The 16866-nt window shown below is 62.4% G+C and carries 23 protein-coding genes and 1 pseudogene; 12 read left to right on the top strand and 12 right to left on the bottom strand.

Translation table 11 applies throughout. The annotated features are described in order from the left end of the window. Positions 1–73 precede the first annotated feature (73 nt). The 5 genes and pseudogenes from KBZ22_RS07960 to queA all read left to right on the top strand — a co-directional run bounded on the left by KBZ22_RS07960 (position 74) and on the right by queA (position 4927). Positions 74–514 (top strand): YlqD family protein, encoded by a 441-nt coding sequence (locus tag KBZ22_RS07960; protein ID WP_255021645.1) that lies wholly within the window; start codon positions 74–76, stop codon positions 512–514. A 72-nt stretch (positions 515–586) separates the two neighbouring features. After that, positions 587–778, top strand: a pseudogene (locus KBZ22_RS14395) (biotin/lipoyl-containing protein); the annotation flags it as partial. Between the two features lie 180 nt (positions 779–958). Next, entirely contained in the window at positions 959–1918 is a 960-nt protein-coding gene (locus tag KBZ22_RS07955; protein WP_396111868.1) for a dihydrolipoamide acetyltransferase family protein, read from the top strand. Positions 1919–1931: 13 nt separating this feature from the next. Next, a complete protein-coding gene (locus KBZ22_RS07950) occupies positions 1932–3797 on the top strand; it encodes an APC family permease (protein ID WP_255021643.1) in 1866 nt (621 codons plus the stop codon). Then, complete coding sequence (gene queA, locus KBZ22_RS07945) at positions 3794–4927, top strand: tRNA preQ1(34) S-adenosylmethionine ribosyltransferase-isomerase QueA (protein ID WP_255021642.1); 1134 nt, start codon at positions 3794–3796, stop codon at positions 4925–4927. Before KBZ22_RS07950 ends, queA begins: the two co-directional genes overlap by 4 nt. Here queA and KBZ22_RS07940 read toward each other — a convergent pair. The 5 genes from KBZ22_RS07940 to KBZ22_RS07920 all read right to left on the bottom strand — a co-directional run bounded on the left by KBZ22_RS07940 (position 4893) and on the right by KBZ22_RS07920 (position 7375). After that, positions 4893–5282: a type II toxin-antitoxin system VapC family toxin gene (locus tag KBZ22_RS07940; protein ID WP_255021641.1), complete on the bottom strand. Its 390-nt coding sequence runs from the start codon at positions 5280–5282 to the stop codon at positions 4893–4895. The genes queA and KBZ22_RS07940 overlap by 35 nt on opposite strands. Then, positions 5279–5509 (bottom strand): type II toxin-antitoxin system Phd/YefM family antitoxin, encoded by a 231-nt coding sequence (locus tag KBZ22_RS07935; protein WP_254998337.1) that lies wholly within the window; start codon positions 5507–5509, stop codon positions 5279–5281. Before KBZ22_RS07935 ends, KBZ22_RS07940 begins: the two co-directional genes overlap by 4 nt. Before the next feature lie 129 nt (positions 5510–5638). After that, positions 5639–6238 (bottom strand): superoxide dismutase, encoded by a 600-nt coding sequence (locus tag KBZ22_RS07930; RefSeq protein WP_255021640.1) that lies wholly within the window; start codon positions 6236–6238, stop codon positions 5639–5641. Between the two features lie 88 nt (positions 6239–6326). Next, complete coding sequence (locus KBZ22_RS07925) at positions 6327–6965, bottom strand: FKBP-type peptidyl-prolyl cis-trans isomerase (RefSeq protein WP_254941986.1); 639 nt, start codon at positions 6963–6965, stop codon at positions 6327–6329. Between the two features lie 53 nt (positions 6966–7018). Next, positions 7019–7375: a phasin family protein gene (locus KBZ22_RS07920; protein WP_106502258.1), complete on the bottom strand. Its 357-nt coding sequence runs from the start codon at positions 7373–7375 to the stop codon at positions 7019–7021. 48 nt (positions 7376–7423) lie between these two features. On the opposite strand from KBZ22_RS07920, the gene lnt reads away from it, so the two are divergent. After that, positions 7424–8878, top strand: coding sequence for an apolipoprotein N-acyltransferase (lnt, locus tag KBZ22_RS07915; RefSeq protein WP_255021639.1), 1455 nt, complete (start codon positions 7424–7426; stop codon positions 8876–8878). 4 nt (positions 8879–8882) lie between these two features. Here the strand turns inward: lnt and KBZ22_RS07910 are convergent, their stop codons facing one another. Genes KBZ22_RS07910 through KBZ22_RS07895 form a run of 4 tightly spaced genes read right to left on the bottom strand, consistent with a single transcriptional unit; the run spans position 8883 to position 10535 of the window. Continuing rightward, complete coding sequence (locus KBZ22_RS07910) at positions 8883–9434, bottom strand: cytochrome B (protein ID WP_255021638.1); 552 nt, start codon at positions 9432–9434, stop codon at positions 8883–8885. A 35-nt stretch (positions 9435–9469) separates the two neighbouring features. Beyond that, positions 9470–9859 carry a CrcB family protein gene (locus KBZ22_RS07905; RefSeq protein WP_255021637.1) on the bottom strand — a complete coding sequence of 130 codons (390 nt, stop codon included), beginning with the start codon at positions 9857–9859 and terminating at the stop codon, positions 9470–9472. After that, positions 9856–10245 (bottom strand): CrcB family protein, encoded by a 390-nt coding sequence (locus tag KBZ22_RS07900; RefSeq protein ID WP_255021636.1) that lies wholly within the window; start codon positions 10243–10245, stop codon positions 9856–9858. The genes KBZ22_RS07905 and KBZ22_RS07900 overlap by 4 nt, the downstream gene beginning before the upstream one ends. A gap of 44 nt (positions 10246–10289) precedes the next feature. Beyond that, the gene (locus KBZ22_RS07895; RefSeq protein WP_254941981.1) at positions 10290–10535 is read right to left on the bottom strand and encodes a DUF2811 domain-containing protein; all 246 of its coding nucleotides are present in this window, start codon (positions 10533–10535) and stop codon (positions 10290–10292) included. A 423-nt stretch (positions 10536–10958) separates the two neighbouring features. On the opposite strand from KBZ22_RS07895, the gene KBZ22_RS07890 reads away from it, so the two are divergent. Further along, positions 10959–11102: a chlorophyll a/b-binding protein gene (locus tag KBZ22_RS07890; protein WP_242036302.1), complete on the top strand. Its 144-nt coding sequence runs from the start codon at positions 10959–10961 to the stop codon at positions 11100–11102. A 103-nt stretch (positions 11103–11205) separates the two neighbouring features. Here KBZ22_RS07890 and KBZ22_RS07885 read toward each other — a convergent pair whose 3' ends face one another. Continuing rightward, positions 11206–11868: a class I SAM-dependent methyltransferase gene (locus KBZ22_RS07885; protein ID WP_254941994.1), complete on the bottom strand. Its 663-nt coding sequence runs from the start codon at positions 11866–11868 to the stop codon at positions 11206–11208. Between the two features lie 127 nt (positions 11869–11995). Between KBZ22_RS07885 and KBZ22_RS07880 the strand changes: the two genes are divergently transcribed. Genes KBZ22_RS07880 through KBZ22_RS07870 form a run of 3 tightly spaced genes read left to right on the top strand, consistent with a single transcriptional unit; the run spans position 11996 to position 14063 of the window. Then, the gene (locus KBZ22_RS07880; RefSeq protein ID WP_255021701.1) at positions 11996–12949 is read left to right on the top strand and encodes an orange carotenoid-binding protein; all 954 of its coding nucleotides are present in this window, start codon (positions 11996–11998) and stop codon (positions 12947–12949) included. A gap of 44 nt (positions 12950–12993) precedes the next feature. Beyond that, the gene (locus tag KBZ22_RS07875; protein WP_255021635.1) at positions 12994–13737 is read left to right on the top strand and encodes a fatty acid desaturase; all 744 of its coding nucleotides are present in this window, start codon (positions 12994–12996) and stop codon (positions 13735–13737) included. Then, entirely contained in the window at positions 13737–14063 is a 327-nt protein-coding gene (locus KBZ22_RS07870) for a hypothetical protein (protein ID WP_315858604.1), read from the top strand. Before KBZ22_RS07875 ends, KBZ22_RS07870 begins: the two co-directional genes overlap by 1 nt. Before the next feature lie 3 nt (positions 14064–14066). On the opposite strand, the gene KBZ22_RS07865 is transcribed toward KBZ22_RS07870, so the two are convergent. Both KBZ22_RS07865 and KBZ22_RS07860 read right to left on the bottom strand, forming a co-directional pair. Next, complete coding sequence (locus tag KBZ22_RS07865) at positions 14067–14270, bottom strand: hypothetical protein (protein ID WP_254941977.1); 204 nt, start codon at positions 14268–14270, stop codon at positions 14067–14069. Next, complete coding sequence (locus KBZ22_RS07860; protein ID WP_255021633.1) at positions 14270–14725, bottom strand: Rrf2 family transcriptional regulator; 456 nt, start codon at positions 14723–14725, stop codon at positions 14270–14272. The genes KBZ22_RS07865 and KBZ22_RS07860 overlap by 1 nt, the downstream gene beginning before the upstream one ends. 290 nt (positions 14726–15015) lie before the next feature. Between KBZ22_RS07860 and KBZ22_RS07855 the strand changes: the two genes are divergently transcribed. Next, positions 15016–16023, top strand: a complete 1008-nt coding sequence (locus KBZ22_RS07855; RefSeq protein ID WP_255021632.1) for an HD domain-containing phosphohydrolase — start codon at positions 15016–15018, stop codon at positions 16021–16023. 544 nt (positions 16024–16567) lie between these two features. After that, positions 16568–16771, top strand: a complete 204-nt coding sequence (locus KBZ22_RS07850) for a type IV toxin-antitoxin system AbiEi family antitoxin domain-containing protein (protein WP_255021631.1) — start codon at positions 16568–16570, stop codon at positions 16769–16771. Positions 16772–16866 lie beyond the last annotated feature (95 nt).

Raw genomic sequence — 16866 nt, 5'->3', positions numbered from 1 at the left:
GGTGAGGTGCGGCGAACCGGCGGTTGACCCTGGTGCGCCCTGCTGACAGCCTGAGCGCTGCTTTACTCCCCCCATGGCTGACGGCTCCCTCACGATCAAACGCACCATCACCGTGCGTGCCGTGGTTACCCCCCGTTGGAAGGAGGACGCCGAGCGAGAGCTAAGCAATGCCATCGCCAATGTCGACGCCCAGTTGTCCCAGCTTGAGCAGGAGGGTCAGCAGCTGGTAGACGAGATCCGCCGCCAGAGCGCCAACCCCCTCGACCCCCGGGTGCAGGAGCAGGTGGCTTCAGTGCAGCAGCAGGTGGCGGCAAAGCGCGCCGAGCTGGAGGAGCAGAAGCGCCAGATGCTGGAGCAGCAGCGCCAGGTGCGCGAACTGGAAATGGAGCAGATCGTGGAGCAAGGCCAGATCGAGAGCGTCTGCGATGTGCGGGTGGGCGACAACCTGGTTGAGAAGTTGCAGGCGGCTGTGCTGGTGCGCGATGGCGTGATCGAGGCCATCGAGGCCGGCTGATCCCCCTGGCGGGAGCCGCGTAAAATCAGCCGATTACACGGCAGACCTCCGTTGGCCACCCACGAAATCTTCATGCCGGCCCTCTCCTCCACCATGACGGAGGGCAAGATCGTGGAGTGGCTCAAGCAGCCAGGCGACAAGGTTGAGCGCGGGGAGTCCGTGCTGGTCGTCGAGTCGGATAAAGCCGACATGGACGTGGAGTCTTTCAACGAGGGCTACCTGGCGGCTGTGTTGATGCCTGCCGGCGGCACGGCGCCGGTGGGCGAAACAATTGGCCTGATCGTCGAAACCGAGGCTGAGATTGCCGAGGTGGCAGACAAGGCCCCAGCGGCACCTGCTGTCGCCCCTGCCCCAGCTGCTGCCCCAGCGCCTGCGGCCACCGCTCCCGCAGCACCCGTAACCCCACCTCCTGCTCCGGCAACAGCTCCTGCCCCAGCTATTGCTGTGGTGGCTCCGGTGGTGGCTCCCGCGTCGACGGCCAGCGGCCGGGTGGTGGCCTCGCCACGGGCCAAGAAGCTTGCCTCCCAATTGGGTGTCGATTTGGGTGCCCTGCGCGGCAGTGGTCCCCACGGCCGCATCCAGGCGGAAGACGTGATGGCTGCCACCGGTCAGCCAATCACGGTGCCGCGGGTTGCCGAGGGTTCAGGCCCCGCCTCCGCACCTGCCGCTGGCAATGGTGCAGCAGCGCCTGCCCCAGCTCCCGCCGGCGAGGCCTTCGGCCGGCCCGGCGAGAGCGTGGGCTTCAACACGCTGCAAAACGCCGTCAACCGCAACATGTTCGCCAGCCTGGCGGTGCCCTGTTTCCGGGTGGGATACACAATCACCACCACCAAGCTCGACGCTTTTTACAAGCAGGTGAAGCCCAAGGGCGTCACGATGACCGCCCTGCTGGCCAAGGCCGTGGGCGTGGTGCTGGCGCGCCATCCCCAGGTAAATTCCGCCACCAGCGCCGATGGCACTGCCATGGCTTTCCCCGCCTCAGTGAATGTGGCGGTGGCCGTAGCCATGGAAGACGGAGGCCTGATCACTCCAGTGCTGGCCAACGCCGATAAGACCGATATCTATGCCATGGCCCGCAACTGGGCCGATCTGGTGGCGCGGGCCCGCAGCAAGCAGCTCCAGCCTGAGGAATACAGCACCGGCACTTTCACCCTCTCCAACCTGGGCATGTTTGGTGTGGATCGCTTCGACGCAATCCTGCCCCCAGGCACCGGCGCCATCCTGGCGGTGGCCGCCTCCCGGCCCGCAGTGGTGGCAGGTAAAGACGGCTCGATTCGGGTGGCCAATCAAATGCAGGTGAATCTCACTTGCGACCACCGCACGATTTATGGCGCCCAGGCGGCTGCCTTCCTCAAGGATCTGGCTCAGCTGATCGAGACAAACCCCGAAAGCTTGGCCTTCTGAAGCCCCTATCGCGATGAAACAGTCTGCGGCCCAACCCTTGCTCCGCAGGCTGTTGGGCAAACCTCTGCCTCGCGCGGAAGCCTCTGCTCAGAGCCTGCCGAGTGTGCAGGCTCTGCCGATTCTTTCCTCAGATGCTCTCTCCTCGGTGGCCTATGCAACCGAGGCTGCGCTTGGGGTTCTGGTGTTGGCCGGCAGCCAGACCTTGGGCCTGTCGCTGCCGATCACCGCAGCGATCGTTGTTTTGATCGCCATCGTGGTGTTCTCGTATCGCCAGACGATCGAGGCCTATCCCCAGGGAGGTGGCTCCTATGTGGTGGCCCGCGAAAACCTGGGCACCGGGCCTTCGCTAGTGGCGGCAGCAGCTCTTTTGGTGGATTACACCCTCACCGCGGCAGTGAGTCTGATGGCAGGTACTCAAGCCCTCTCCTCGCTTTTGCCAGCCCTGCTCCCCTACGAGGTGCCCTTGGCGCTGCTGCTGCTCCTGGCTGTCGGATGGGCCAATCTGCGGGGCCTGCGCGAAGCCGGCCAGGCGTTCACCGTTCCCACCTACGCCTTTGTGGTGATGGTGGCGCTGCTGGCGGTGTTCGGCCTCCACAACCTGGTGTTTGCCCATGGTTTTACGCCCGATGCGCCACCCGTGATCCGGGCGGTGGAGCCCCTGGGACTGTTTTTGCTACTTCGTGCCTTCAGCTCTGGCTGCTCTGCGATGACTGGAATTGAAGCCATCGCCAATGGAGTTTCGGTGTTTCGTGAACCGGCAGCTCGCCGGGCCCAGGCCACCTTGTTGGTAATGGGGGTAATGCTGGCCGCCATGTTCCTGGTCGTCAGTGGACTTGCTTTCCTTTACGGAGTGGCTCCTGATCCGGAGCGCACGGTGCTGGCCCAAATCGGCATGAGGGTCTTCGGCGCGGGCAGTCCACTGTTCTGGGCATTGCAGATCACCACTCTGCTGATCCTTACCCTGGCGGCCAACACCGCCTTTGCGGGGTTCCCCCGATTGGCGGCGATGCTGGCCCATGACCGGTTCCTGCCTCGTCAGATGGGCTGGATTGGCGACAGGCTTGTATTTCAGAACGGTATCGCCGTGTTGCTGGTGACCACCGCTCTGATCATCCTCGTGTGCCGGGGTGACACCAGCGTGGCTGTGAACCTCTACGCCTTGGGCGTGTTCCTGGCCTTCACCCTTTCCCAGGCGGGGATGGTGGTGCGCTGGTGGCGGCTACGGGGCGCTGGCTGGCTGGGCCGAATGACGATGAATGCCTTGGGAGCACTCACGACCTTGGTGGTGCTGCTGGTGATTGTGGTGGGAAAATTTGCCGAGGGGGCCTGGATAGTGGTGATTGCTATCCCGCTCCTGGTGTGGCTGCTGGCTCGCATTCGGGGCCGCTATCACCGGGTTTATGCGGCTATTTCCCTGCCAGCCGAGGCGCAGGGCACAGTGCGTTTGCCCGATCGACGCGATCCGGTGGGCAACTGCAGCATCGTCTGGATTCCTTCCCTGTCACGTCCATCACTTGACGCCCTGCGCTACGCCGCCAAGGTGTCGGATCAGGTGATTGGGGTGTGGGTTCGCTCCGAGGAGGACGACCCTGCAATGATCCGCCGCGACTGGCAGCGGCTAGTAGGCGAGTCGCCCGGAATCCACTTGCATATTTTGGAAAGCCCCTTCTCGTCGCTGGTAGATCCGTTTGTGGCATTCGTGGCGTCTGAGGAGCAGCTTCACCCAGACGTCACCCACACGATTGTGATGCCGATGGCGATACCTCGTTACAGCTTTGATTCGCTACTTCTCAATCAACGCGGCATCAATATGCACAGAGCCCTAGATGCCAGCGGCAATCGCGTTTTTACCCTCGTGCGCTATTACCTTCCGGCATGAGCGATTCCGCCGATCTACGGCTCTCCAATTACGACTTTAATCTGCCAGAGGAGCGCATCGCCCAGCGTCCCGTGGAGCCGCGCCATGCGGCGAGGCTGCTGGTGGTGGAGCCAGGCGGGGCTAGTCCTGCGCCCCAGGCTCGTCATTTGAACGTCTGGGACCTGCAGCAGGAGCTGCGGCCCGGCGACCTACTGGTGGTGAACAACACAAGGGTGCTTCGGGCTCGGCTGGAGGCGCGCCGGCCCAGTGGCGGCTCCGTGGAACTGCTGGTGCTGGAGCCTTGGCATGGCGGGCTGGGCCAGTGGCTCTGCCTGGCTAAACCCGCCAAGAAGCTCAAGCCTGGTGATTGGATCGAGGTGGTGGCCGAAGGCCAGCCGCCGCTGCCGTTGCAGGTGCTTGGCAGTGACCCCGATACGGGCGGGCGGATTGTGCAGTTTCCGGTGGAGTGCGCCGATGCGGCGGCATTGGAGCCGCTGCTGGTGCAGTACGGCGCCATCCCCCTGCCGCCCTATATCCACGAGCACGACGAAAGCGACAACGAGCGCTATCAGACCCGCTACGCCGCCAAGCCTGGGGCTGTTGCTGCGCCAACAGCGGGGCTGCATCTCAGCGACGAACTGCTGGCGGCGATCCGCGCTCGAGGTGTGGAGCTGGCCACCACCACCCTGCACGTGGGCTTGGGCACCTTTCGCCCCGTGGAAACGGAAGACCTAAGCCAACTCCAGTTGCACAGTGAGTGGGTGGAGGTGACCCCAGAGCTGGTGGCGGCGGTGGCCGCCTGCCGCGCCCGTGGCGGCCGGGTGATAGCCATCGGCACCACCTCGGTGCGGAGCCTCGAGGCGGTGGCCCAGCTGCATGCCGGCGAGCTGCGGCCCCACACGGGGCCGGTGAATCTGGTAATCCAGCCGGGCTACAGGTTTGCCGTGGTGCAGGGGCTGCTAACCAACTTCCACCTGCCCAAGAGCTCCTTGCTGCTACTGGTAAGTGCCCTCCTAGGCCGCGAGCGCCTTTTGGCTCTTTATGCCGAGGCGATCGCCCGGGAGTACCGCTTCTTCTCCTATGGCGATGCCATGTGGATTGCGCCGGAAGTGGTGCTCAGCTCAGCAGCTCCAATCCAGCAAACAACCTGAAGGCAGGGTCATTGCTGGCGAGCAGCAATCCATCTGCAATCGCCTGGGCGGCCAGAAGGCGGTCAAAGGGATCGCGGTGCTCAACATCCAGGAGTCCGGCCTGACGGGCCACCGCCCCGGTTATGGGCAGTTCGATGGCGGCCAACCCGTTAAGGGCCTGGGGGTAGTTGTGCACTATGGCTTGTGCCTGATTGAGCTTGCCAATGCGCCATTTAGTGGCGATTTCCCAGGCGGTCGCAGCGCTCACTAACAATTGGTTGTTGCTGTCTTCTAGGGCGTCGCGCAGGACTGGTGAGAGTTTTTGCGGTTCAAGCACTGACCAAATCAGGATGTGGGTGTCGAGCAGCAGCCTCATAGGCCCCAGCCCTCAAGTTCATCGTTGGCCAGGGGCTCAAAGAATTCATTACCCAGGCTTCCTGACATGAAGCCCAGCTGGCGCCGGGGTTTGGGATCGAGGGGCACGAGCTGGGCGATCGGTTTGCCATTGCGGGCTAGCAAGATGTGTTCGCCGGCTGCCACCCGTGCAAGCAGGGACGAAAGATGGGTCTTGGCGTCCTGGACGTTCACAGTCTTGATATCCATGCTTGGTTGACCAGGCTTGTCTGGTCAGACTAGTCAAGTCACGGCTGTGTATTTCAGAGCCATAAAAAAGCCCCCAGGTTCTCCGGGGGCTTGGCCTCAATGACGTTTGAACGCCTGGAGAGGTTCGACTCAGGCGGCAGCCAGATTGGCAGCTACGAAGTCCCAGTTCACCAGCTTCTCGAGGTAGGTGGTCATGTAGTCGGGACGGCGGTTCTGGTAGTCGAGGTAGTAGGCGTGCTCCCACACATCCATGGTGAGCAGGGCCTTCTGGCCGTGGGCTAGGGGCAGGTCGGCATTGGCGGTCTTGGTGACTTTCAGGGTGCCGCCATCGAGCACCAGCCAGGCCCAGCCGCTGCCGAACTGGGTGGCACCGGCGGTTTTGAACTGCTCGACGAAGGCCTCGTAGCTGCCGAAATCAGCATTGATCTTCTCGGCCAGAGCGCCGGTGGGCAGGCCACCACCATCGGGCTTCATGCACTGCCAATAAAAGCTGTGGTTCCACACCTGAGCGGCGTTGTTGAAAACGCCAGCCTTGCCAGCATCACCAGCCACTGCGGTGATGGTGTCTTCCAGGCTCTTTGCCTCAAGGTCGGTGCCAGCCACCAGGTTGTTGAGGTTGGTCACGTAGGCAGCGTGGTGCTTGCCGTGGTGAAACTCCAGGGTGGAGCGGGAGATGTTGGGCTCGAGCGCATCGAGGCCGTAGGGCAGCGCGGGCAGCGTGTGAGCCATGGAGAGGAAAAAGACGAAGGGGTGGGCAGGAGGGGCGGCGCGCCAGCATCCAGCCAGTGCGCCCATCCTAACGATCCCAGCCCGCAGCTCAGCCGCCGATGCGCAACAGCTCCACCTCGAAAGTGAGGGTGGCGTTGGGGGGGATAACGCCGCCGGCGCCACGATCGCCGTAGGCCAGATCGGGTGGAATCACCAGCTTGCGCTTACCGCCCACCTTCATGCCAGCCACACCCTCATCCCAGCCCTGGATCACCCGGCCGCCGCCAAGGGGAAAGGAGAAGGGACCGCGGCCGTAGCTGCTGTCGAATTCCGTGCCGTTGGCCAGGGTGCCCCGGTAGTTCACGGCCACGGTCTGGCCGGCGATGGCTTCAGCGCCGTCGCCGACTACCAGGTCGGTGATGCGCAGGCCGCTGGGGGTGGTGCGCTCTTTAGGAGCGTTGAGTTCACCGCCGAGGCCGCTGGCCTGGGCGATCTCAGCGCCGTTGGTTTGATCGTTTTCGCTGGCCATCACAAAAAGAGTGGGGTTGGGGTCGTCGGGGTCGAGCTCGAAGCTGCTGCTCACGGCTGGCCGCGCTTGGGCTGAAAACAGGGAGGCCATGGCTTGGCCACCGGCGCTGGCCGCATCAACTCTGGCCGCGTCAACCACGGTGGGATTGACCAGCTGGCTCACCAGAGCCAGCAGCAGACAGGCCACGCAGACAGCGGAGCTGATCAGGATGTCGCGCATGGGACTCCAAGTAGTGGACTGATTCTGACGGGCAGACGGATAGCCAGGGCTGATCAGTCGGGAATTTCGATCTCGCCAGGCATTTCATTGCCTGGGCGCTGACGCAGGCTGCGTTCAAGCCGGTCGAGTCGGCCCCGCAGCTCATCAAGTTCGCGCTGACGAGCCAGGCCTAGGTCTTGCAGGAGCTGGTCTTTATTGCGCTCCAGCTGGCGCTCGGCCTGCTGCTCTAGCTCTGGGGTTTCGCCCCGCAGGGCTTTGAGTACGTCGTCGACGAGGGCTGGAGCCTGGCTGGGATCGAGCTTGCCGCTGCGCACCCAGGCCTGGGTCACGCTGCGCAACCGCTCTGACACCAACGAGGTGGTGCCGAGGCCGCGCAGCAGCAGTTGTTGGAGGGGGTTGTTCGGATCCATGGCGGCTTGATTCCCCTGACACCCTGGCGCTTCCTACGCTTGCTTGCCATGGGCAATGACCGGCTGGGGAGGTGGTGGCTGGCGCTGGCCTCGGGGCTGCTGGCCGGGCTGGCGCTGCCGCCTCTGGGCATGCCTCCCCTGCTTTGGCTGGCCCTGGTGCCCCTGTGGGCCCTGGCTGGCTCAGCTCTCGGGGCTTGGGGTGGGGCCCTGTGGGGAGCTGCCGCCGTGCTGGTGAGTCACCGCTGGTTGCTGGGTCTCCATCCCCTCGATTGGATCGGCGTACCGGGCCCCTTGAGCCTGCCCCTGGCCCTGTTGTTGCTATTTCTCTGTGCCCTGGCGGGAGCACTGCTGGTGGCCCTCTGGGTGCTGCTGGCGCGGCGCCTGGACCCGCGCCGCTTCAGCAGCGCCCTGCTGTTAGCCGCTGGCTGGGGGCTGGTTGAGGTGCTGCTGGCCAAAGGGCCTTTGTTTTGGCTGGGGCTGGGGGCTGCTGCCCTGCCGGGCGATCGCCCCTTGGCGGGTTTGGCTGCCCTTGGTGGTGGTGGCCTGCTGGCGGCGGTGCAGTTGCTGCTGGGTTGGTGCCTCTGGCGCTGCTGCACCGCCCCCCAGCGCCGCCGCTGGCTTGTGGTTACAACCGCTGCCGTGCTGCTCAGCCACGGCGCCGGTGCTGCTGCCCTAGCGGCCATGCCCCTGGGGGGGGAGGGCGGCAGCGAGCGAGTGCTGGTGCTGCAGCCGGCGATTCCCACCCGCCGCAAGTTTCAGTGGGACCAGCAGCAGCGGCTGCAGCAGCGCCTGGCGGCCGCGCTGGCGGAGGCGTCCCAGCGCTCGGTGGATGTGGTGGTCTTGCCGGAGGGGGCCCTCGGTCTTGAGCCCCAGCTGGCGCAGCCGGTGCCGGTGGAGCTGATCAGCGGCGGCTTCCGCTGGCAGGAGGTGGCGGGGGAGCCCGAGCAGCGCAGCGCCCTGTTGCGCCTGGCGCCAGGGGAAAGCCGGGCGAGTAGCTGGCTCGATAAGCATCGGCTGGTGCCCCTGGGGGAATGGGTGCCCCTGGCAAACCTGGCTCGCTGGAGCGGCCTTTCGGCCGTGGGGGGTCTGCAGCCAGGAGCGCCGTCGCGGCTACTGCTCCGGCCAGCTGGCGCCATCGGCGGGGCAATTTGCTATGAGCTCTCCGATGGGGCCGCTCTGGCTGCCGCCGCCCGGGACGGAGCTGGCTGGCTGCTGGCCAGCGCCAACCTCGATCCCTACCCGCTGCTGCTCCAGCAGCAGTTTCAGGCCCTGGCCCAGCTGCGGGCCATCGAAACGGGCCGCTGGCTGGTGAGTGCCGCGAACACGGGGCCCAGCCTGCTGGTGAATAGCCGCGGCCTGCCCGTGGCCTCGCTGCCTTCCGGGCGGACCGCCACCGGTGTGTTCACCGTGCCCCGCCTGCAGGCCCCTAGCCCCTACGACCGCTGGCGAGAGCTTCCCTTGCTACTGGTGCTGGTGGGGGCGGCTTGGCGCAGATGGCTCTGAGGGATCACCTGCTTCGGCGTAGCTGCCGGAGCCAGTCGCTGGGTTGATCGCCGCTGCGGGCGGTGGTATTCAGCATCGACTGGGCTAGGGGCCAGCCACCTAGCCGCAGGACTCCCCAGAGATGGGCCGCCACTGCCACGCCAACCAACAGCCAGGCCAGCAGGTGAAGGTGATAGGCGAGATGGTGCAGTTGGCCGCTGCGCAACCAGTCTTCTTGCATCAACTTGCCGCTGCCTATCGCCAGGCCTAGGGCCAGCAGGGGCAGGGAGTTGCTGGGGCGTTGCAGCCGGCGACGTCCCAGGGTGCAGGCGTAGACAGCCAGCAGCACCGCAAACGGCAACAACACCACGCCCAAGCTGCCGTGGATGTCAATCCAGTCGCCTGGCAGCTGCAGTGGTAGCCGCCCCCAGCGTCCGTCGTAGCGGCCGTAAACCACTAGGCCCGTGAGCCAGCATCCCAGCACGGCCAGGGCGCTGCAGCCATGCAGGGCGCGCAACAGGGAGGGTTGATAGGGGCCCTTTTTTGGAGAGCTGGGCCTCACAGCAGAGCTGCTCATTGGTTTTTTGGCATTCTCGCCCTATCTCCGCCGTCCTATCTCGCAGACGTATCTCGCAGGCGGGGGCTCAAAAGCATCCCAATGGTGTGGCCAAGGGCGACCAAAGCAACGCCACCGGCCAGGCTTGCCAGCAATAAAAGAGCGCTTTCCCCTGGTTTGCCGGCCTGTAGGGCCCTTGCCAGGTCCAACATCCAGGTGCAGAAGGTGGTGAGGGACCCGCAGAAGCCAATGCCTGCCCACAGCATCAGCTTTTTGCGCTGGCTTGCTTGGGCCAAAACTACACCTAATAGTAAGCAACCCAGCATGTTGGCAACCACATCGGCCTCCAACTGCCAGCGCAGTAGGCCGCCGGGGATGGCCCCGCCGGCCACAAGGGCCAGGTCGCGCAAATCGCCCTGCAGGCTGCGGCTTGGCATGGTGGTCATGGCTGAGCGCCCAGGCTGAGGCCCGCCAGCATCGCCAGCAGCCCTCCCGCTACCGATCCCCCCGCGAGCACGGCAGCCTCGCGCCAATGCCGCTTGCCCAGCTCGATCCAGAGCTCGGCGCTGAAGCTGGAGAAGGTGCTGAAACTACCCAGGAAGCCGGTGCCCAGAAGAAGCAATGCTCTGCGGGAGGCTTCGCCGCAGCTCTGCTCTAGGCCCACAATCAGCCCTAGGGCAAAGCAGGCGATCACATTGACCCCAAAGGTGCCCCAGTGCCGGCTGGGCAGCACGGGCTCCAGGTGATCCACCACCCGGAAGCGGAGCCAGGCGCCGGGAACGGCGCCGATCGCCACCATGAGGGCATCGGCCTCTGATGCTCCTGGGGCCATTGCTGTTCAACAACGTCCTGCCACTCTGCCCCCGGCTGGTGAGCTCAGGGTCTGGTTGCGGTGGGATCGGGTTCTTGGCGGCGGAATAGTCCGTCGAGGTAATGGCGAGCCACGGCCCGGTCTGGGCAGCCGTGCTGGAAGAGAAAGCCGGCCAGGGCTGCCTGCATCAGGCGGTATTGATCCCACTGCGGGTGAACCCGGACAAACTCCCGCATGGCGTCGTACAGCTCCTCAGGGAACTGGTTTTCAACTGAAACAAAGGCGGGGGCGTGTTCCGGGATCTGCAGCATGGCGGCTTCGGCCTGGGTCCCCCATCACCCCACGCCAGGCGCTCATCCGTCAAAGGCTGCCCCGGGAGGCGAGTCCGGCAAGACGCACGGCCGCCAGCACCGGCCCATGGGCGCTTTCGGGGTTTGGGAGCTGCGGCTTCAGGCTCGGAAGTGTTGCTTGGAGACGCGTCAAGGGGAGGGCCGTTTTCCCCATCCAGAACCAAAAGGATCAGGACGAGCGGCCGATATTGAGCCGCCGTTCTGTGGAAAAACCTACGCAAAGCTGGGGATAAGGGCGCTTGACTGGGGAAAAGCCCACTGCTCAGCAGTGGTGATCAATCCCGGGCGGGCCTGCAGGAACCCATATGGCCGGCTCCGATCGAGCGCAACCATGGCTTCAAGATCTGTTACGATCACTTCAAGTTTCGTAACTAACGAACATTCATGGCTGAATCCACCACCCGCTTCGGTTTTGTCGCTTTCGCTGAAACCTGGAATGGTCGTCTCGCCATGCTCGGTTTCGTGATCGGACTTGGCACCGAGCTCCTCACCGGTCAAGGAATCTTGGGCCAACTGGGTTTGGGCTGAATCCACTCGGGCTCAGCGCAACAGCCTTCTGAGCTTTTCCCGGGCAGTGAAAACTGCCCGTTTTTTTGTGTTCTTGCAGCCAGGCCCTGCTGCTGACGGTTGCCTAGCTGGCAATCTGCTTGGCGGCAATCACCGCCAAGAAAGGATCCCCTTTTTGGCCAAGCCAGCCGAGAGCTCCTGGAGCTGCTGTCTCTTCCGCCACCAGTTCCGGCCTGCCCCAACCTTGAGCCATCAATACTTGGGCCACGTAGGCCAGGTGATCACGGTCGCCGCCGTCGGTCCAGATCTGGGGCGCTTTTTGAAAGAACATCCGGTTGCTGAACGCCACGATCACTTCCCCCCTGGGCCGGACCACCCGCAGCAACTCTGCAGCTACAGCTTCCGGTTGTTGAAGGTATTGCCAGCCGGCCACGATCAGAGCCACATCAACGCTGTCGTTGGCTAGCGGTAGCTGCTGATCAACGTTGAGGTTTTGCACCCAATGGCGATCAAGGCGCGGATTGGCTTTGAGCTCTTCGGCATTGAGGCCATGGCCGATCACCTCTTGATAGGCGATGTCCTCTGGTAGATGGCTCACCCAGCTGCTCATCAGATCCAGCACGGTTGCGCAAGGGGGGATGCGCTCGCGGTACAGAGAGGTCAGCCGGGCGCGGAAGCTGGCATCGAGGTGCTGTACGAGGCGGGGCTCGGCGTAAAAAAGAGCGTCGTCTGAGCGATCGAGCTTGTAACGGTCGGCTTCGTTAAGCACCGGTACGGGCGCAACCATGGTCACGGAGTGGGGTGTTTAGAGCAGAATTGGATCATGGCGGAGCTGCAAAGCGGCTGCGACTTATCAGATCTGGCTCCTTGGCGCTAGACTCTGCAAATCTCCTTAACAATTGGATCGTCGCCGCATGTTCACGCTTGAGAAGGCAACCCAGATCTTTCCCGATACAGCTTCAGCTGACGTCGTGCCTGCGATCACGGCCCGCTTTCGCTTGCTGAGCGCGGAGGACCAACTGGCTCTGATCTGGTACGCCTATCTCGAAATGGGCAACACGATCACCGTTGCCGCCCCTGGCGCAGCGCGGATGCAGTTTGCCGAGCCTGTGCTCAACCAAATCAAGGTGATGAACTTCGCTGAGCAAAGCCAGGTGATGTGCGAGCTTGCCAATCGCGCCGATACCCAAATCGGTCGCACCTACGCCTGCTGGTCGGTGAACATCAAGCTGGGCTTCTGGTACCAGTTGGGCGAATGGATGGCCGCCGGTTTGGTTGCTCCGATCCCCGAGGGCTATCAGCTGTCGCCCAACGCTTCTGCGGTGCTCAGCTCAGTTAAAGCTGTCGATCAGGGTCAGCAGATCACCCTGCTGCGCAACTTTGTGGTGGATATGGGCTACGACCCCGCCAAAGGCGAAGGACAGCGGGTCATGGAGCCCATTGCCGCTCCCACCCCGGAGGAGCAGCGCAAGCGGGTGTTCATCGAGGGCGTTATCAACCCAACGGTGAACAGCTATATGGACCTGCTGAACGCCAACGACTTCGACAACCTGATCGAGCTGTTTCTGACGGATGGCGCACTCCAAGCCCCTTTCCAGAAGCCAATCGTGGGACGTGACGCGATCCTGCGCTTCTTCCGTGAAGACTGCCAGAACTTGCAGCTTCTTCCTGAGCGCGGTTTCGCTGAACCCACAGAAGGCAACTTCACCCAAATCAAGGTGACTGGCAAGGTCCAGACCCCCTGGTTTGGAGCTGGCGTTGGTATGAACGTTGCTTGGCGTTTCCTGCTCAACCCTGACGGCAAGATCTACTTCGTGGCCATCGATCTGTTGGCTTCCCCTGCAGATTTGCTGAAATTCGGCCGTTGAGCGCAGTCAGCCGCAAGGGGCTTCTGCTTGCCGCACTGATAACGATGGGTTGGCTGGTCAGCCTTGCTGGCCTGCTGAGCTGGGATTTAAACGCCACGCAGCTGGCCAGACCATCGGTCTGGCTGGCCATCTTTTTTGGAGTGGTTGGCCGCACCCTGCTGCAAACAGGCCTATTCATCGTTGGTCATGACGCCATGCATGGGGTGTTGTGGCCCCATTGGCGCTATGGCAATGCCTTGCTGGGCAGGATCGCCCTGGGTCTATATGCGGCGCTTCCTTATCAAGCCTGTTGTCGCAACCATCAACACCACCATCTATTCACTGCTAGCGCCTCTGACCCTGATTTCCACGGGGATCCAGCCGCAGGGGCCATTGCTTGGTATGCCCGCTTCATGGCTGGCTATCTCACCTGGGGCCAGATGGGCCGGTTACTTATGGGCTGGACAGTGTTGGCCTTGATCGCCTGCCGCTTGGCTCCATTCGGCTGGCTGAATGTGCTGCTGTTTTGCACCTTGCCCCTGCTGCTCAGCTCGCTGCAGTTGTTTGTTTTCGGCACCTACCTGCCGCATCGAGGCCAGCGTTTGCCCCAGCGTCGCCCCCACGCCGATAGCCTCGAACTGGCTCCCTGGCTTTCCTTACTGGCCTGTTTCCACTTCGGTTATCACAGGGAGCACCATGACGCCCCGACGCTTGCCTGGTTTGAACTTCCGGCCCAGCGGCGTATGTCTCGCAGCAGGCTGAGTCCCCGACTAGCCTCGCTGCTAAGGGAGAGGGCCCAATTCACATGATGGACACTATGCTTGAGGGTTGGACAGATACGGAGCAGTCAGTTGCCCGCGAAGCCTTCGACCGTGCCTACACCAGGGCAGTGCAGCAGCTAGTGGCTCAGGTGCGTGCCAAGGCCGACGAGCTTGAAGATGCTGAAACCGTATGGCAGCTGCACGATTACCTGAGTATCGAGCGCCACACGATCGAAGGTCGCTTTGATTTCCGCCTCGACGGCATCCTGTTTGTGTTTGCCAGCTTGGTCAAAGACAGCCTGTTGCAGCTCGACGAACTGAATGGTCTAGAAGCCGAGAAGCTGGCCAAGATCGTGGCCATGTCCCGCTTCTAGCCCTCAAGTGATTGAGCGGTTGCGCTGATCGGGCATTGGCCTTGGGCTGGGCGGCTCGAAGGCAGGCAACAGGCTGTTAACCCCCAGCATCACGAAGCCAAGGGCCCCAAGCAGGGCTAGCAGTCTTAGCAGCCAGGGACGCCCCTGGTCGATGGGCCAATCGTCTTGATCCTCCATTGATGGAGGCAAGGGCTTGCGGTTGCGCATCAGATATAGAACATTGGCAATGGCTGCTTGAAGGCATCTTGCTCGCGCAGCAGTTGGGCCAGGGTGGTTGCGGTGAGAAGGGCTTCCTTTGTGGCTTCCAGTTTTTGCTCTAGAGCTGCAAGCACAAGGAAGGCCGGATCATCTGGTTCTCTTTGCGTATCCGTGCTGCTGCTGCCTTCAAGCGCAGCCACTACATCGGCCACGGTGATGTTGTCTGGATTGAGGGCGAGTTGAAAGCCACCCTTCGGTCCGCGGATGCTGTTTAGCAGTCCGGCCTTGCGCAGGCCGGTGAGCATTTGCTCGAGATAGCGTTCGGGAATGGCATGGCGCTTGCAGATCTCGCCGGTTTGAACCAAGTCTCCAGTGGCGTAAGCCCCGGCGAGGTCTATGAGGGCGACCAATCCATATTGGGTTTTGGCGCTGAAGCCCATGGGCTTGCAATGGTCAACTGCCATTCTGCCAGCTAAACAACGCTGGGTGGGTAGGAAATCCCTAAGGGCAGTTAATTGGTTGCGCCAAAAGCCCCCAAATCAAGACCAGGCTGGGCACACACTCGCAGTGTGATCCGTTGATTGGGTGGAAAAGAGTTGGTTGTGAATAGAATTTGCTATGAAAATGGTTGGATATGAAAAAGGTAGGTGGCGGTTCCTGTCCCTGCATGGTCGAAAGCCGTTTGCAGGGATAGGCTTAAGGGGTTGGGGGAGAAAAGATAGTGACGAAGCAGGAAGATCTAGTTCAACGGGCGTTGCTGGAGTCGGAGCAGCGCTACCGGCGTCTTTTTGAGTCTGCCCAGGACGGCATTTTAATAATTGATGCGTTGACTGGCTTGATTCTGGAGGTAAATCCCTACCTCTGCGATCTGCTTGGCTATTCCTCCGCTGAAATTGTGGGCTTGAAGTTGTGGGAGATTGGCGCTTTTGTTGATAAGGGGAAATCGCTTCAGGCTTTTGCTGATCTGCAGGACAAGCTTTATGTTCACTATGACGACATGCCTCTGCTCACGAAGGCCGGAAAGTCGATAGCGGTGGAGTTTGTTAGCAATGTCTATTCGGTTGGCGAGGCTATGGTGATTCAGTGCAATATTCGTGATATCTCGGAGCGGAAGCGGGCCGAAGGCCTGCAGCAGGCCTATGACAATGCGGTTTTGGCCGGTTTAAGTGGCATCGTTAATGCCCTCACTTCGGTGCTGGAGGCGCGCGACCCCTATACCGCTGGGCATACTCACCGAGTGGCAGATCTTGCCGAGGCGATTGGTCGAGCGCTGGGCCTAGATGCCAGCACCATGGAGGGTTTGCGCATTTCTGCACTTGTGCACGACATTGGCAAAATTGCAATTCCCGCAGAGTTATTGACCAAGCCCACCGCCTTGTCTGTTTGGGAAATGGCTCTGATTAAGGGCCATGTGGAGGTGGGATATGAGGTGCTTAGTGAAATTGATTTTCCCTGGCCGGTGGCTAAGGCGGTGCGTCAACACCACGAACGTCTCGATGGCAGCGGCTACCTTCAAGGGCTTGAGGGCGACGCCATCATTATCGAGGCCAGGATTCTGGCGGTGGCCGACACCGTAGAAGCGATGACTACCAACCGTCCCTATCGCTTTGCTAAAGGATTGGTGGAGGCGTTGGAGGTGGTCAGTGCGGGCAAAAATACCCTGTTCGATGGCGCTGTGGTGGAAGCTTGCCTGGCGCTGTTCCGGGAAAAGGACTACTCCTTCCCCCAATCTTTGACCCGCCACGGTGGTAGCTCTAGCTGAACTTCTTAAATGAGCTAGTGGGTTGCCCCCCGGCAGCTCATTCGCCAAACCCCGGGGCTAACTCCCTGCATGTCATGCAATACATGCCACCCTTCGAGACTCCTGATCGCCACTGGTAAGGCCATTGCAGCGCAGTCGATCTTGGTAAGAGCTGTGGTCGTGTGGATGCCTCTGGATGCATTGTTTTTCGCTTTTCGCTAGGTCTTGCGCTACGGCCCGCCCGCGGCTGGACGCCGCTGGAGGGGTAGCAGTCGGGGGAGGTCCGCTCTGCCCTCCACCCCAATCACCGCCCCCGGAGCGCGTCGACGGCCAAGCCAGGAGCACCGGTCTCACGGGCGCGATGGCAAAAGCTCCGTGGACAGGGTGTCAGAAACTCTTGTAGCGTCCTGACACACTAGGACATAACAGGATCGATCCATTTGTCATGGCTGTTCCGAGCGAGAAGACCGTGCTGAGCGAGCAGATCCTTGAAGCGGCAGGCAAGTGACCTGAGGGATTCCTGCTGGCTGCCAAGCAGTTCCTGGCGCTGGGCAAGCGCGATGCGGTGGACCAGGCCCTGCGGCGCCTGGCGGCCCGGGGCAAGCTCGTGAAGATCACCCGCGGCCGTTACGCCTTGCCCGTTTGCAGTCGCTTTGGCACCAGGCCGCCGGCGCCGGAGGCGGTGATGGGCTGGCTCAACCAGGCGGGCGTTCAACAGTTGGTGAGCAGTGGTGCCGCCCCCAGTTTCAGGAAAGTTGTCACCCCCTAATCAGTACACCCGGGGGCTTGAGGACATGACCAATGCGTCGTTACAGCGAGGCCGTCAAAGCTGATGTGAGAAGGCGGATGAGCCCACCGCACAGG

Origin of the sequence: Cyanobium sp. L1E-Cus (assembly GCF_024345755.1) — a bacterium.
Classification (GTDB): domain Bacteria; phylum Cyanobacteriota; class Cyanobacteriia; order PCC-6307; family Cyanobiaceae; genus Cyanobium_A; species Cyanobium_A usitatum.
Note: the sequence above shows the minus strand (reverse complement) of the source record. Positions and strands in the feature narration are given on the sequence as shown.

What these genes read in the sequence shown, in the direction of transcription:
- KBZ22_RS07960 (WP_255021645.1), top strand. Translation starts at nt 74, where the DNA reads ATGGCTGACGGCTCCCTCACGATCAAACGCACCATCACCGTGCGTGCC.
- KBZ22_RS07950 (WP_255021643.1), top strand. Translation starts at nt 1,932, where the DNA reads ATGAAACAGTCTGCGGCCCAACCCTTGCTCCGCAGGCTGTTGGGCAAA.
- queA (WP_255021642.1), top strand. Translation starts at nt 3,794, where the DNA reads ATGAGCGATTCCGCCGATCTACGGCTCTCCAATTACGACTTTAATCTG.
- KBZ22_RS07940 (WP_255021641.1), bottom strand. Translation starts at nt 5,282, where the DNA reads ATGAGGCTGCTGCTCGACACCCACATCCTGATTTGGTCAGTGCTTGAA.
- KBZ22_RS07935 (WP_254998337.1), bottom strand. Translation starts at nt 5,509, where the DNA reads ATGGATATCAAGACTGTGAACGTCCAGGACGCCAAGACCCATCTTTCG.
- KBZ22_RS07930 (WP_255021640.1), bottom strand. Translation starts at nt 6,238, where the DNA reads ATGGCTCACACGCTGCCCGCGCTGCCCTACGGCCTCGATGCGCTCGAG.
- KBZ22_RS07925 (WP_254941986.1), bottom strand. Translation starts at nt 6,965, where the DNA reads ATGCGCGACATCCTGATCAGCTCCGCTGTCTGCGTGGCCTGTCTGCTG.
- KBZ22_RS07920 (WP_106502258.1), bottom strand. Translation starts at nt 7,375, where the DNA reads ATGGATCCGAACAACCCCCTCCAACAACTGCTGCTGCGCGGCCTCGGC.
- lnt (WP_255021639.1), top strand. Translation starts at nt 7,424, where the DNA reads ATGGGCAATGACCGGCTGGGGAGGTGGTGGCTGGCGCTGGCCTCGGGG.
- KBZ22_RS07910 (WP_255021638.1), bottom strand. Translation starts at nt 9,434, where the DNA reads ATGAGCAGCTCTGCTGTGAGGCCCAGCTCTCCAAAAAAGGGCCCCTAT.
- KBZ22_RS07905 (WP_255021637.1), bottom strand. Translation starts at nt 9,859, where the DNA reads ATGACCACCATGCCAAGCCGCAGCCTGCAGGGCGATTTGCGCGACCTG.
- KBZ22_RS07900 (WP_255021636.1), bottom strand. Translation starts at nt 10,245, where the DNA reads ATGGCCCCAGGAGCATCAGAGGCCGATGCCCTCATGGTGGCGATCGGC.
- KBZ22_RS07895 (WP_254941981.1), bottom strand. Translation starts at nt 10,535, where the DNA reads ATGCTGCAGATCCCGGAACACGCCCCCGCCTTTGTTTCAGTTGAAAAC.
- KBZ22_RS07890 (WP_242036302.1), top strand. Translation starts at nt 10,959, where the DNA reads ATGGCTGAATCCACCACCCGCTTCGGTTTTGTCGCTTTCGCTGAAACC.
- KBZ22_RS07885 (WP_254941994.1), bottom strand. Translation starts at nt 11,868, where the DNA reads ATGGTTGCGCCCGTACCGGTGCTTAACGAAGCCGACCGTTACAAGCTC.
- KBZ22_RS07880 (WP_255021701.1), top strand. Translation starts at nt 11,996, where the DNA reads ATGTTCACGCTTGAGAAGGCAACCCAGATCTTTCCCGATACAGCTTCA.
- KBZ22_RS07875 (WP_255021635.1), top strand. Translation starts at nt 12,994, where the DNA reads ATGGGTTGGCTGGTCAGCCTTGCTGGCCTGCTGAGCTGGGATTTAAAC.
- KBZ22_RS07870 (WP_315858604.1), top strand. Translation starts at nt 13,737, where the DNA reads ATGGACACTATGCTTGAGGGTTGGACAGATACGGAGCAGTCAGTTGCC.
- KBZ22_RS07865 (WP_254941977.1), bottom strand. Translation starts at nt 14,270, where the DNA reads ATGCGCAACCGCAAGCCCTTGCCTCCATCAATGGAGGATCAAGACGAT.
- KBZ22_RS07860 (WP_255021633.1), bottom strand. Translation starts at nt 14,725, where the DNA reads ATGGCAGTTGACCATTGCAAGCCCATGGGCTTCAGCGCCAAAACCCAA.